Origin of the sequence: Burkholderia sp. ZZQ-2 (assembly GCF_050768715.1) — a bacterium.
In the GTDB taxonomy this organism is placed as follows: Bacteria; Pseudomonadota; Gammaproteobacteria; order Burkholderiales; family Burkholderiaceae; genus Burkholderia; species Burkholderia cepacia.
This window is the reverse complement of sequence record NZ_LDVA01000150.1, coordinates 19,417-32,591: the sequence shown is the minus strand read 5'-3', so window position 1 is coordinate 32,591 and position 13,175 is coordinate 19,417. Positions and strand designations below refer to the sequence as shown.

The 13,175-nt window shown below is 65.3% G+C and carries 12 protein-coding genes; 7 read left to right on the top strand and 5 right to left on the bottom strand.

Features of this window, described 5'->3' with window-relative positions; genetic code table 11:
• From ABY44_RS09020 to ABY44_RS08995, 6 genes are all read left to right on the top strand, one after another.
• Nucleotides 1–282 (top strand): hypothetical protein (locus ABY44_RS09020; protein ID WP_431641125.1); only part of this gene is annotated, 282 nt, incomplete at its 5' end.
• Nucleotides 266–1,411, top strand: coding sequence for a DUF2827 domain-containing protein (locus tag ABY44_RS09015; protein WP_048025465.1), 1,146 nt, complete (start codon nt 266–268; stop codon nt 1,409–1,411). The genes ABY44_RS09020 and ABY44_RS09015, both read left to right, overlap by 17 nt.
• A gap of 14 nt (nt 1,412–1,425) precedes the next feature.
• A complete protein-coding gene (locus tag ABY44_RS09010) occupies nt 1,426–2,580 on the top strand; it encodes a DUF2827 domain-containing protein (protein WP_060170564.1) in 1,155 nt (384 codons plus the stop codon).
• Between the two features lie 26 nt (nt 2,581–2,606).
• Complete coding sequence (locus tag ABY44_RS09005; RefSeq protein ID WP_060170561.1) at nt 2,607–3,074, top strand: DUF4019 domain-containing protein; 468 nt, start codon at nt 2,607–2,609, stop codon at nt 3,072–3,074.
• A gap of 30 nt (nt 3,075–3,104) precedes the next feature.
• Nucleotides 3,105–4,241 carry a DUF2827 family protein gene (locus ABY44_RS09000; RefSeq protein WP_060170559.1) on the top strand — a complete coding sequence of 379 codons (1,137 nt, stop codon included), beginning with the start codon at nt 3,105–3,107 and terminating at the stop codon, nt 4,239–4,241.
• Between the two features lie 24 nt (nt 4,242–4,265).
• The gene (locus ABY44_RS08995) at nt 4,266–6,236 is read left to right on the top strand and encodes an FkbM family methyltransferase (protein WP_060170557.1); all 1,971 of its coding nucleotides are present in this window, start codon (nt 4,266–4,268) and stop codon (nt 6,234–6,236) included.
• A 94-nt stretch (nt 6,237–6,330) separates the two neighbouring features.
• Here ABY44_RS08995 and ABY44_RS08990 read toward each other — a convergent pair whose 3' ends face one another.
• From ABY44_RS08990 to ABY44_RS08980, 3 genes are all read right to left on the bottom strand, one after another.
• Nucleotides 6,331–6,753, bottom strand: coding sequence for a hypothetical protein (locus ABY44_RS08990; RefSeq protein ID WP_080982041.1), 423 nt, complete (start codon nt 6,751–6,753; stop codon nt 6,331–6,333).
• An 86-nt stretch (nt 6,754–6,839) separates the two neighbouring features.
• Nucleotides 6,840–7,643: an EAL domain-containing protein gene (locus ABY44_RS08985; RefSeq protein WP_027790583.1), complete on the bottom strand. Its 804-nt coding sequence runs from the start codon at nt 7,641–7,643 to the stop codon at nt 6,840–6,842.
• Nucleotides 7,644–8,428: 785 nt separating this feature from the next.
• Nucleotides 8,429–9,571, bottom strand: coding sequence for a DUF2827 domain-containing protein (locus tag ABY44_RS08980; RefSeq protein WP_060170555.1), 1,143 nt, complete (start codon nt 9,569–9,571; stop codon nt 8,429–8,431).
• Between the two features lie 315 nt (nt 9,572–9,886).
• Between ABY44_RS08980 and ABY44_RS08975 the strand changes: the two genes are divergently transcribed.
• Nucleotides 9,887–10,585 carry a methyltransferase domain-containing protein gene (locus ABY44_RS08975; protein WP_027790581.1) on the top strand — a complete coding sequence of 233 codons (699 nt, stop codon included), beginning with the start codon at nt 9,887–9,889 and terminating at the stop codon, nt 10,583–10,585.
• Nucleotides 10,586–10,685: 100 nt separating this feature from the next.
• On the opposite strand, the gene ABY44_RS08970 is transcribed toward ABY44_RS08975, so the two are convergent.
• Together ABY44_RS08970 and ABY44_RS08965 are read right to left on the bottom strand one after the other, a co-directional pair.
• Nucleotides 10,686–12,800 carry a phosphocholine-specific phospholipase C gene (locus ABY44_RS08970; RefSeq protein WP_060170553.1) on the bottom strand — a complete coding sequence of 705 codons (2,115 nt, stop codon included), beginning with the start codon at nt 12,798–12,800 and terminating at the stop codon, nt 10,686–10,688.
• Nucleotides 12,801–12,842: 42 nt separating this feature from the next.
• The gene (locus tag ABY44_RS08965) at nt 12,843–13,046 is read right to left on the bottom strand and encodes a hypothetical protein (RefSeq protein WP_021163021.1); all 204 of its coding nucleotides are present in this window, start codon (nt 13,044–13,046) and stop codon (nt 12,843–12,845) included.
• Nucleotides 13,047–13,175: the final 129 nt, after the last annotated feature.

Here is a 13,175-nt window from a genome sequence, read left to right as displayed (position 1 = left end):
TCGTCACGTCCCGCCAAAACCGGCGATTTCCGTGCCACAATCGCCGCAGACAGTCGCCGGGGCAACCTGTCCGAATCACGCGCCGTGCCAGGCGTGCCCGATGACACGCCGGAAACCGGCTGCCGCCCTCGCGAACCAGGTCGCCCGATTCGCCCGCCGCGGCGCACCGGCGCAAATGCAACCATGACAATCCACGGCGCGCCGCTTCCAGGCCAGACGCTCGACGCGATGCCCGGACGCACGACGCCGCAGAGGAAACCAACCGGTGACGGACATCAATGAAGCCGCCTCGGGCGGCACCCGCAAGCAACGGCCGGCGGTCGGCATCTCGCTGTTTGCGCGCGACGGCCAGGCGATCTGGGAAAACGGCATCCACCAGAACATCGCGTTCCTCGCGATGATGCTCAAGCGCTCGGATCGCGTCGGCCCCGTCTACTTCCTGAACGGCGGCGACGCCAACGCGCTGCCGGCCGGCCTCGAACTCGACGGCCTCGACATCCCGCTCGTGAAACCCTCCGACGTCACGCACGAACTCGACGTCGTGATCGAAATGGGCGCGCAGTTGCCGGTGGAGTGGCTCCGACACATGAAGGCGCTCGGCAAGAAAATCGCCGCGTTCTTCTGCGGGCACGTGTACGCCGGCCTGTGCGAAACCCCGATCTTCGGGAAGCCGTCGGGACACGTCTTCAACGGCGCACCGTTCGACGAAGTCTGGCTGCTGCCGCAATACGACAAGACCGCGGCGCCGATGCTGCGGACCATCCTGCGCGCGCCCGTCCACCTGATGCCGCACATCTGGTCGCCGTACTTCCTCGATCGGCGCATCGCCGCGCTCGCCGCGGAAGGCGCGACGTTCGGCTATCGGCCCGGCCGCCGCCCGTGGTACCTCGCGATGCTCGAGCCGAACATCTCGGTCGCCAAGTCCTGCCACTATCCGATGCTCGCGTGCGATGCGTTCTACCGTGCGCGTCCGGACGCGGTTCAGCACATGTTCGTCGTGAACTCGTTGCACATGAAGGAGCATCCGACCTTCGTGCACTTCGCGAACAGCCTCGATCTCGTGCGCCAGCACAAGGCGACCTTCGAGCCGCGCCTCGACCTGCCGGGCTTCATGGCGCGCCACGCGGATGCGGTCGTGTCGCACCACTGGGAAAACGGGCAGAACTATCTGTATTACGACGTGCTGTACGGCGGTTATCCGCTGATCCACAACTCGACGCTGATCGGCGACGCCGGTTATTACTACCCGGACTTCGATTCCGCCGCGGGCGGCCGTGCGCTGCTCGACGCGTGGCTGCACCACGACGAACGCCTCGACGACTACCGTGCGAAGGCCGGCCGGCTGCTGCAGTCGGTCTCGATCGACAACCCCGCGAACCTCGACGCGTTCGTCTCGCGTCTGGTCGCCTGAACCGGAGAATACGCATGTCGGACTCCAATGCCCGTCAAGCGCCCGGCGAGGGCAAGCGTCTCGTCGTCGGCGTGTCGCTGTTCGTGCGCGGCGCCGGCCAGTCGCTGTGGGAAAACGGCATCTTCCAGAACTGCCTGCTGCTGATCCTGCTGCTGCGCCAGTCGCCGCTCGTCGCGGAAGCCGTGATGGTGAACGGCGGCGAACAGGTCGCCGATCCGCAGATGATGCTCGGCGAATGGGACGTGCCGCTCCTGTCGATGGACGAAGCACTGCAGCGCTGCGACGTGCTGATCGAAATGAGCGCGCAGTTCGGCGCGGATTACCTGCGCGCGTTCCGCGAGCGCGGCGGCAAGGTCGTCACGATGCGGGTCGGCAACGACTACGTGATCGACATCGAGCGCGCGATGTTCAACAAGCCGTCGGGTTTCCTGTTCTCGGGCGCGCCGTACGATGCCGTGTGGACGATTCCCGAATTCGAGCGCTCGTGCCTGCACTATTACCAGACGGGCCTGCGCGCGCCCGTCACGATCGTTCCGCACATCTGGCACCCGATGCTGTTCGACAAGGCGCGCGCGACGCTCGGTGCCGGGCTGTCGTTCGGCTATGAACCCGGCAAGCCGCGCTGGCGCGTGACGATGTTCGAGCCGAACATCTGCATGGTGAAGACGAGCGTCATCCCGATGCTGGTGACCGAGGAGGCGTATCGCGCGAAACCGGATTTCCTCGAGTTCGTGCGCGTATGCAACACGCTGCACCTGAAGGAACATGCGACGTTCGTCCATTTCGCGAAGAGCCTCGACATCGTGAACCACGGAGTCACGACGTTCGAGAGCCGCTACGCGGTGTACGAGTTCATGGCCGCATTCGGCGACGCGGTGGTGTCGCACACGTGGGAAAACGCGCAGAACTACCTGTACTACGAGCTGCTGTACGGCGACTACCCGCTGATCCACAACTCGCCGTTCCTCGGCAAGGCCGGGTATTTCTATCCGGACTTCGACTGCCAGGCCGGCGGCCGCGCGTTGCTGAAGGCGTTCGCCGAGCACGACGCGAACCTGGAAGCGTACCGCGAGCAGTCGAAGCACGTGCTCAGCTCCGTGAGCATCTACAACCCCGAGAACGTCGCCGCCTATACGGACGCGATCGCCACCCTCTATCGCGACACGTGACGCACCGCCCTTTTCCTGACTCGGACATGACCGCACGCACGCCCCTCACCCGCGCCAAATGGCTGATCGGCTGCGCCGTCGCATCGATCGCGATCGGCGCGCATGCGCAAGCCGACGGCGAATCGGCCGACGCGCTGCTCCGCGACTCGGACGCCGTGTTCAAGCAGCTCGACGCCGGCCAGTACACCGCCGTGTGGACCGATGCCGCCGCGTTCGTGAAGGCGCGCATCAAGCAGGACCAGTTCGCGTCGGACATGCAGCGTGCGCGCCAGTCGGTCGGCGCGGTGCGTCATCGCGGCTGGGCGCAGATCACGCGCATCCGCTACACCAACGCGTCGACGACACCCGACGGGCTCTACGCGAACGTCGATTACGCGACGACGCTGACGAGCAGCGCGACCATGTTCGAGAAGCTGAGCTTTCGCCGCGAGGATGACGGCCACTGGCGCCTGACCGGCTATGTGCCGCGCTCGTCGCAAAACTACACGCCGTAACCCGCGCAACGCCCGCACCACGGAGCCGTCATGAAACTCAATGTCGCGATAACGATGAACGTGCAGCGCGACTCGACGCAGTCGATCTGGTACAACGGCGCGAATCAGCACTGCGTGTACCTGTACATGCTGCTGAAGCAGTCGCCGCTGATCGGCGAGGTCTGGCTCGCGCACGACGAAGGCGTGACCGAGTATCCGCAGGCGCTGATGATGGACGCGTTCGGCGACGCGCTGCGGCCGCTGTCTGCCGTCGTCCACCAGACCGACCTGCTGATCGAGATGAACGCGTTCGTCGACTCGACGCACACCGACGCCGTGCGCCGACGCGGCGGCAAGTGCGTGTCGTACCGCTTCGGCAACGACTACGTGATCGCCGTCGAGACGATCAACTTCGAGAAGAACCCGTGGCGGCCGAACCCGCACCGCGTGCAGTTCGACGAGATCTGGACCAACCCGCAGCACATGCACACATGCGCCGCGTATTTCCAGGCCGTGTACCGCGCGCCGGTGATCGAGCTGCCGCACATCTGGTCACCGTATTTCATCGAGCGCAGCCTCGACGCCGATCCCGAACTGAAGGCGCGCTTCGGTTATCGGAACCACGGCCCCGCGAAACGCATCGCGTTCTTCGAGCCGAACCTGAACGTCGTGAAAAGCTCGATCGTGCCGATGCTCGCCGCCAACGCGTGCTACGTCGAGCATCCGGAACTCGTCGAGCACGTGTACATGACCAACACGTTCGACAAGAAGGAAAACGTCGCCTTCAAGCATCTCGCGCTCGGGCTCGAGATGGTGCGCGACGGCAAGGCGACCGCCGACGTGCGCGCGCCGTTCGTCGCGTGGGCCGCGCATCACACCGACATCGTCGTGTCCCACCACTGGGAAAACGGCCTCAACTACCTGCTGTACGACGCGCTGTACGGCAACTACCCGCTCGTGCACAACTCGCCGTTCCTGCGCGACGTCGGCTATTACTATCCGGATTTCGAGATCTTCGATGCGGCGCGTGCGATCGCGACCGCCGCGCAGACGCACGACACGCGGCTCGACGAATACGCCGCCGCGGCACGCCGCTGCCTGCACCAGGTCGACACGCTCGCCGCGCACAACGTCCACGCGTATTCCGCGCAGATCCAGCACCTGTTCGCCGGCCGCGCACTCGGCTGACCTCATTCGCCCCTGCTACCGCCCATGAATCAGACCGTCCGCAATTTCGTCGTGATCGATTCGATTCACGGTCCGTTCGTCATCAACCGGCACTGCGCATACCAGGCCGAAGCATTGATCAAGACCGGGCGGCCGCACATCCAGGATGAGCTCGACACGATCCTGAAGGTGATCGACCAGTTGCCGGACGATGCGATCGCCGTGGACGGCGGCGCGAATGCGGGGCTCGTGTGCGTGCCGATCGCCCACCGGTTGCATGCGCGCGGCGGCCGCGTGTACGCATTCGAGCCGCAGCGCACGCTGTTCCATGCACTCGGCGGCACCGTCGCGCTCAACCAGCTCGACAACGTCCATCTGCTGAACATGGGGCTTGCGGGCGCCAACGGCACGATGAAGGTGCCCGACGTCGACTACGGGCAGGATGCCGACTTCGGCCAGGTGTCGCTCGTCGGCGCGCACGCGGAAGGCGGCACGCCGACGCCGGTCGTCAGGCTCGACGCGCTCGGCCTGCCGCGGCTGGATTTCCTGAAGCTCGACATCGAAGGCATGGAGATCGACGCGCTGCGCGGCGCGCGACGTCTGATCGAGGCGCACCTGCCCTGGTGCTGGGTCGAATACTGGAAAGTCGGCGAGGCGCCGATCATCGCCACCTTTGCCGGCCTCGACTACACGTTCTACCGGATGGACCCGCTGAACCTGCTTTGCGTGCCGAACGCGCGCTGGGACAGGCAGCGGCTGGTCATCTCGATCGAACCGATCGCCGTCGCGTCGCCGGCCGACGTCGATGCGCACCCCGACGCAGCCGCCGACACCGACGCGCCTGAAACGCACTGGAACCGCGCACTCGACCATGAGTCGCGCTGCGAGTGGGGGCACGCGATCGACCGCTGGCAACGCGCGCGCGGCCGCAGGCTCGACGACGATGCGATCGCGCTGCAACTCGCGTCGTGCTACGGCTTTGCCGGGGCACCCGACGCCGGGCTCGCGGCGCTCGAACGCTTCGGCGATCCGGATGCGCTGCCCGACGCGACGCGCGGCCGCATCGAGCTGATGCGTTCGATGCTGCTGCTGCGCGCCGGCCGGCGCGACGAAGCGGCCCGCGCCACCATCGCGAGCGAAAACGTCCTGACAGCCGCGCAGTTCGGGCTGCCGACGGAGCGGCTCTACCAGGGCCAGCCGCTGCAGGGCAAGCGGCTGCTGGTGCTCAGCTACGGCGGTGTCGGCGATCAGCTCCAGTACGCACGCTACCTGCATGCGCTCGACACGCTCGGCTGCACGAGCGTGACCGTCATCGTTCCGGACGCGCTGACGGGCCTGATGCGTCACACGTTCCCGCACATCGAATTCATCGGCGCGCACGGCGCGTGGATCGACACGTCGCAGATCGCACACGACTACTGGTGTTCGTTCCTGGTGCTCGCCGCGCAGTTCGGCTATGCGCCGGCACCCAAGGGAGGATCGGCAGGCGCGTACCTGTCCTGCCCACCGGGGCATGCGGCGGCGTGGCGCGAGCGCGTGTCGCGCGACGGCCATGCCGCGGGCACGCGTCGCATCGGGCTCAACTGGCGCGGGCGCGACGAAAGCGACGCGCGCTTCCATCGCGCGGCCAGCCTGCGCGACCTCGCGCCGCTGACGCGGCTGCACGGTCACGCCGCGTACTGCATCAACCGCGACCTGTCCGCGCAGTCCGAGCAATCGGACCTGCCGGTGACCTTCCCGCATCACGCGATCGGCGATTTCAGCGACCTGGCGGCGCTGATGCTCGCGCTCGACGCGGTGGTGACCACTTGCACCGCGCACGTCCATCTCGCCGGCGCGCTCGGCGTGCCGGCCGTGCTGCTGCTCAGCCCGAAAGCCGACGCGCGCTGGGAAACCGGCTCGCGCACCGCCCTCTATCCGGGCGTCCGAATCGTGCGCGCCGCGCACGTCGGCCGATGGGACGACGCGGTCGACCGCGCGATGGCGTTCGTGCTCGGCGGATTCGGGAAGGATTGACCGGTTTGGCGCACGCTCGGGCCGCTACACAAAAAGATGAGATCGACGCGGGCCGCGCGCATCGCGCCGCGCCCGCGACCGGCGTGAACAGGCGCTAGACCAGCACCCGGTCGCCGCTCTGCGCGGCGAACACACGGCCATGCCGCCGGCCCGTCCGCGCGAGCACCGCGAAGCAGTGCGCGACCCGCCGGCTGGTGCCGCCGGATTGCTTGACGAGGCTGTCGGACACGCCGCGCGCGATCGCCGAATCGTCGCCGCACGCGCCCGCGATGACACCCGCGTAATAGTGGCGCGCGGCCAGTTCGCGGCCGCCGGCGTCGAGCGGCGTCATCCGCTGGATGCGGCGCGCAATGGTTGTCAGTCCGTCGAGATACGGCGCGACGTCGATCGGCACTTCGGTCGATTCGGCGCCCAGCTGCCACAGCATGTCGGCCAGCTCGGCGATCGCGACGAGTTCGCGCGCACCGGCTGCCTGCGTGCCCGTTCCGCTTCCGGCCTTCGTCCCCGCCATGCCCATGCCCCTTTGCGATTCGTCCCGGCCACGCGCCGGCCACGCCCGACACCGGCGTGCGTCGTGCACGCCACCCACCGGTTTCCGCGCCGTCACGCGGCGGCCGGCGACCGCCATGAAAATCGGATGCCCTGCGCCCAGGCGACGCCGGCATCCACGATGATCTGCCGGTCGATCTCGCTCTCCACGCCTTCGACGACGACGTGCCGCGCACCTTCATGCGCGAACGCGATCAGCCTGCGGAACTGGTAGCGGCCGATCGCGTTGCGCTTGATCATCGACAGGATCGACCGGTCAAGCTTCACGATGTCGGGATTGCCGACCACCAGGTTGTTCAATGCGCTGAAGCCGACCCCGAAATCGTCGATCGCGATGCGGCATCCGGTCTGCCGAAAGCGGTTCACGAACGAACGACCCGCGACGGGATTCAGCGGCCCCGTCTCCGTGATCTCGACCACCAGCCGCGCCGCGACCGACGGCTCGCGCTCGAGCCGCCTGAAGATGGCCAGCCACGCATCGTCGACGACCGCGCTCGCCGCCGCCACATTGCAGCCGTAGACGGCAGCCGGATCGGCGCGCAGCGCGTCGATCGTCCGGCCGACCACGAGCCGGTCGAACCATCGCATCAGCCCGAGCGCCTCGAGGCGCGGCAGGAACGCGACCGGCGGCAGCGCATCGCGCTCGCCCCACCGCAATCGCGCCAGGCATTCCTGGTACAGCACACCGCCCGACAGGTCGGCCCGGCACACGGGCTCTTGCGCGAACGCGAGCCGGCTCTCCACGAAACTGCGTACCGACGCGAGGTCGGGATGATCGTCGGGGGCGCCGAACACGAGATCGATTTCGTCACGATTCGCTTCCCGATTCGCCTCCTGGCGAGCTTCGACCGCATTCATCCGGCGCTCCGGCAAATGGCGAGCCGCCGATCGCGGCTCGACCTCAACAAACATGCGGAGCAAACCGATCATGACGTGCTCCGCCGCCTACCCGGCCCATCCTGTTATGTCGATCTTTTCCGGGGAGCGTACTTTTCGCTTCGGCGCGCCGTCAAATTCGATATTTTCAACGATATTCAGTTACTGGAATACACCACGCATGCGCGATACCGATTGTGCGACAGGTCACACTAACGCAAATTACTTAAACCCGATCCGGATATTGTTTATTCAAACCACCTAAACATCCTTGCCCGAATCAATTCCCGCGTAATTTGCATGCCTCGCAAATTCGAAAGCCTTCAATTAATCAGATAAATACCGGCCCGCGAGGCAGCGCCCTCGCCCGTCGCCGAACTCGCCGTGAAGGCTGGCGGCCCGGCTTGCGCATCGCAGCAAATCGGCTGCCGCACGTCATTCGATCATCGCAGCGCTCAATTTTCCCGTTTCAAACGAATTATTAAATTTCTAAACAGAATCGAACAGCCGTTAATCGATAATACCAATTTAAATCATATGACGATTATCGATCAAACCATTTTTAACAATCTTAAATACTTGTTAACCTATAAAATGATTTCCGACGGACTTCCCTCGGAGCCGTCAAATTCGTGCCTTCGAAAACCGTCGAACCGATCGGGTTCGGCGGTTTCTTTTTTAACGGCATTATTTCGTCAGACATTAGGGCGGGACAATCCCGATGGCGGGCCGCGGCGCAACGTGTGCGCCGCGAGAAAAATCGGGCCTTATGCAGCCGATGCGCCGACCAGGTTCGCGAGCAGGGCGTCGTATTCGGCAATGAGCGCGGGATTCGCCGAGGTGTAGCGGCTCAGGATGTCGCGCTGGCGCCGTGTGTACGCTTCCCAGTCGTCATCGTGCGTATGCAGCGCGCGCAGCAGCGCATCGGCGCCCTGCTGCACGTCGTTGTCCGGATAGTAGTAGCCGAGATCGGGCGCGAGGCTCGCGTTGTGCACGAGCGGATAGCCCTGCCAGCAGACGTCGAAATAGAAATAGTTGAGCGGGTTCGACCATTGGTGCGACACGACGATATCGGTCAGGTCGGCCAGGAACAGCGGCGTATCGAAGCGCCCGACGAAACTCGCCTTGCCCGCGCGCACGATGTCCAGGTAGTTCATCAGCATCACGAACTCTGGGCTGTCGTGCGCGAGGCGATCGGCGTTCGTCACGTGCGTGAAGCAGATCGCATCCGGATCGCGGCGATACGCTTCGTCGATGATCAGCATCGGATACACGCAGAACTTCACGACGTCGTGGTTCGGCTCCATCACCGTCAGCCGCTTGCCCGGCTCGCTGCGCGGCCGGTATTCGCCGCGCTCCGGCAGCGACTGCGCGCGCGCGCTCAGGAACATCGGGTCCCACACGAACGGCACGACGCGCCCGGGGCAGCGGCGCAGCGACTGCAGGAACGGCAGCGACGACGGCGCGATCTGCGGAATCGCCCACACCTCGTCGTAGCCGCGGTTGATGAACAGCGAATCCCACAGCCGGCGGCCGAACAGCATCGATTCCATCGCGTTGATGTACTCGACGCCGCAGCAGTAACTGACGAGCTTCGCGCCGCGCGCCTTCAGGTAGGCCGTCTGCTCGCCGTCGATCTGCCCGCCCAGCTCGATCACCACGTCGAGCGCATCCTTTATCTCGGCGAATGCGCGAGTGTCGTACACGCTGCGATCCCACGGCAATGCATCGGTGAGCGGTACGTCGGTGGTGTTGACCAGCGTCACGCGGTAGCCGTGCGGCGACGCCATCAGCAGCTTCGCGAGAAACAGCGCGTTCTGCTTGATGCCGTTGATCCACAGGCTTTCGTCAGGGGCACGCAGTCCGATCGTGATACCGATGCGCAGGCCGTTCAGGACAGGGGATGTCATCGTCGGCGGGATGGGAAGTTGGATGGGGATGGAATGGATGCAGTGTAGCGCGCGAAGCGCCGCCCGCGTCAAGCGGCGCACGCCGCCGGCAACCCGGCATTCTAGCGGAGTGCCCGCCGCATACTGTCAGGGATGGTCAGCGCCCGGCCGGCACGCGCAAGTCCGCGAGACGGTTGTGCGATACTCGTGCGACCCGCCGCGCCACCCGGGTTGCCGCGCGGTGTCGGCATCCAGGGTGGGCAGAAAACGACCTCGCAGCAACGCTGTGACATCGCTACGATCAATTTTTCAAACCAGCCTTGACGGGAGGTCAAAGTGGAACAGATCGGGTATTCGTGGCCAACCTTCGATCAACTCACGCAGCATCTGGTCAAGTCGATCAACCCGGGCAGGATTCTGGATGTCGGGGCCGGGGGCGGGAAATACGGGCGCCTGCTCAGGAAGATCGTGCCCGATTGCCGTTTCACGGCGCTGGAATGTGATGAAGAGACCCATCCGTTCCTGATCGAGAACGGCTACGACGACATCATTTCCGGCGTCAGCGACACGCTGTACGAACGATCCGGCGACTCGTACGACACGATCATCCTGGGCGATGTCATCGAGCACATGCGCCACTCCCACGGTCGCGATCTACTGGAGTTTCTCAACTATCGATCGCGATACATCATCATCTCGACCCCCGAGTGCATGCCGATGAGCAGCGCATCGTACTTCGAGAGCCACAACTCCGTGTGGCGGCCCGATTCATTCATGTGGCATGACTTCTGGGCCCATCAGCAATGCGGGATCATGCACTTCTATTTGCTCAGGGGGCACCTCGACTGGAACGCACCGCGCCTCGATTCTCTCGTGAACTCCGCAAATGCTTCGAGCCTGTTCAATACGCGCGCCAGCAACGAACACGAGGCCGCCGACGAGAAATTTCTCCAGCCGGTCAACCTGACGCTCCATGATTCCCGGTACCTGGAAAAACTCGATGGCGATCAATACACAGTTTTTCGCCCCATCTGATTTCGTGTACCTGACTGAAAAAGGCGCCGCGCGGCGCCTTTTTCGTTTCTGACATGCGCTCGTCGCGCGCCGGCGCGGAGCCGGCACGCATGGTTTGCCGTCAGATCGCCGCGGTCGTCGGCGCCACGGCGGCCGGGTCGGTGATGCTGGCCTTGCCGGTTTCGACGTGCCCCGCGATGCGGCGCGTCCAGCCGGCGTTCCCGGCCACCGCGAACTGCAGGTCGTACCAGTGGCTGCTGCACGACAGATCCCAGTGCGCTTCGACGCGCTGCCCCGCCGGAACCGTCAACGTGCGCGGTGCGCCGCCGTACGCGACATCGGTCGCCGTGACCGTGAGCGTGCCGGTGCCCGCATTGGCGATCGTCACGTACACGTCGCCGTTGGCCGTGTCGTAACACGGCGTGATTTCAGGCTTCGCGCCGGCATCCGCGACGGCCGATCCGGCGAAGCGCCGGAAATAGCCGTTCGGCCCCCATACGCTCACCAGGTAGTTGCCGCTCGCATCGAGCGCCCATGTGTCGGTCAGCTGCTTGCCCGCTTCGACCGTATAGCGGCGCGGCATCGCGGTGGGGTCGCCCGTATAGACCCAGAAATGCGCGCCCTGCGTGCCGGTGTTCGCGAACGTCAGCGCGTAGCCTTGCGTCTGGAGCTGGCCGGTCACGTGCAATTCGTACGGCAGCGCACGCGCCGGCCGCGTGCCAGGCTCCTGTGCCGTCACGACCTGCTGCGCGGTGCTGGCCGGTGCGGTCTGCGACGACGCGCGCGAACACTGCAGGTCCGCCTGCGCGACATACGCCTGCGTGCTCGGCAGGGTCGGCAGCGTCGCATCCGATTTCGAGAAGTCGAGCGCCGACGTCAGGTCGCCGCAGATCGCGCGGCGCCACGGCGAGATGTTCGTTTCCATCACGCCGAAGCGCTTCTCGATGAATTGCAGCACCGACGTGTGATCGAAGACCTGCGAGCACACGAAGCCGCCCTTCGACCACGGCGAGACCACGAACATCGGCACGCGCGGGCCGAGGCCGTACGGCAGGTTGTCGGCCGTGTACGTACCCGTCTGCGTCGACGTCACGACGTTGTGCCGCTCGAGCGACACGTCCACGGTGCTCATGCCGGAGCCCGGCAGCGTCGGTGCCGACGGCGGCACGACGTGATCGAAGAAGCCGTCGTTCTCGTCGTACATGACGAGCAGGACGGTCTTGCTCCACACGTCCGGATTCGACGTCAGCGCATCGAGGATCGTCGACAGGTAATAGGCGCCATACAGCGGCGTGAACTTCGGATGCTCCGAATACGCGGCGGGCGGCAGCAGCCACGATACCTGCGGCAGCGCGTTCGCCTGCACGTCGGCCTTCAGTTGCGTGATCGGGCGCGTGCTCATCCCGCGCGTCTGCAGCGACGAACCGGCCGGCGCATTCACGAAGTTGTTGAAGCACGCGAGCATGTTCGTGCCGTAGTTGCCGGTGAAGTTGTCGAACCCGGTGCCCTGCTGGTAGATCTGCCACGAGATGCCCGCTTTCTCGAGGCGCTCCGGATAGGTCGTCCAGCTGAAGGGCGGCAACTTGATCTTGTCGAACTGGTTGTCGATGTAGTCGGTGTTGTCGAGCAGCGGGCCGCCGCCCGTGCCGAGCGGGTCGACCATGCCCGTCATCAGGTACATGCGGTTCGGGTGCGTGTTGCCCGGGATCGAGCAGAAGTAGTTGTCGCACACCGTGAACGCATCCGCGAGCGCGTAGTGGAACGGGATGTCGTCGCGGACGTGGTAGCCCATCGTCATGTTGGACTTCTGCACCGCCCACTGGTCGGCTCGGCCGTTGTCGATCGCGCCGTGCGTCGTCGCCCACGTATGCGGCAGGCCGCCGATGCACTGCGCGTTGACGCCCGGGTCGGTCGTGTCGTAGCGGAACGGCGCGATCACGCTCGTCTTGTCTTCCTGCCGCGGCTGGAACCACACCGGCTTGCCGTTCGGCAGCGTGACCGGGAAGCGGTCGTTGTAGCCGCGCACGCCGCTCAGGTGACCGAGGTAGTGGTCGAACGAGCGGTTTTCCTGCATGAACACGACGATATGCTGCACATCCTGGATCGTGCCCGTCACGGTATTCGGCTCGATCGCCAGCGCCTTGCGGATCGATTCGGGAAGCAGTGCGGTGGCGGCGGTCGCGCCGGCGAGGCCGGCGGAGAACTTCAGAAAATCGCGTCGCGAATGGATGGCCATGCTGGTTGCTCTTGATTGGATTTCTGGTGGAAACAGCCGGGATCAGGAAGCGGGCGAGGAAGCAGGCGCGGTGAAACCGGGCGGGCAGTGCATCTGCGCGGTGGCGACCACGCCGCCGCCGCAGGCGGCCTTCTGCTGCGCCACCGGTGCGGCGGGTGCGGTCAGGTCGTCGTTGCAGGCACCGAGGAGTGCGGTCAGCGCGATCAGGCCAACGACCGCGAAAGGCCGTAGGGCCGACTTTCGCATAACGTCTCTCCGTGGATGTGACGACCTGACACAGGCGCGGGTGCGCACGGTCGTGTCGACGGCGAGATGCTAATTATCACGTGTTACACGATGGTGTCGTGCAAGGAGGCGCGCTGCGTGCACGCAAGG

Coding starts and splice junctions, on each gene's coding strand:
- ABY44_RS09010 (WP_060170564.1), top strand. CDS start 1,426: ATGTCGGACTCCAATGCCCGTCAAGCGCCCGGCGAGGGCAAGCGTCTC.
- ABY44_RS09005 (WP_060170561.1), top strand. CDS start 2,607: ATGACCGCACGCACGCCCCTCACCCGCGCCAAATGGCTGATCGGCTGC.
- ABY44_RS09000 (WP_060170559.1), top strand. CDS start 3,105: ATGAAACTCAATGTCGCGATAACGATGAACGTGCAGCGCGACTCGACG.
- ABY44_RS08995 (WP_060170557.1), top strand. CDS start 4,266: ATGAATCAGACCGTCCGCAATTTCGTCGTGATCGATTCGATTCACGGT.
- ABY44_RS08990 (WP_080982041.1), bottom strand. CDS start 6,753: ATGGGCATGGCGGGGACGAAGGCCGGAAGCGGAACGGGCACGCAGGCA.
- ABY44_RS08985 (WP_027790583.1), bottom strand. CDS start 7,643: ATGAATGCGGTCGAAGCTCGCCAGGAGGCGAATCGGGAAGCGAATCGT.
- ABY44_RS08980 (WP_060170555.1), bottom strand. CDS start 9,571: ATGACATCCCCTGTCCTGAACGGCCTGCGCATCGGTATCACGATCGGA.
- ABY44_RS08970 (WP_060170553.1), bottom strand. CDS start 12,800: ATGGCCATCCATTCGCGACGCGATTTTCTGAAGTTCTCCGCCGGCCTC.
- ABY44_RS08965 (WP_021163021.1), bottom strand. CDS start 13,046: ATGCGAAAGTCGGCCCTACGGCCTTTCGCGGTCGTTGGCCTGATCGCG.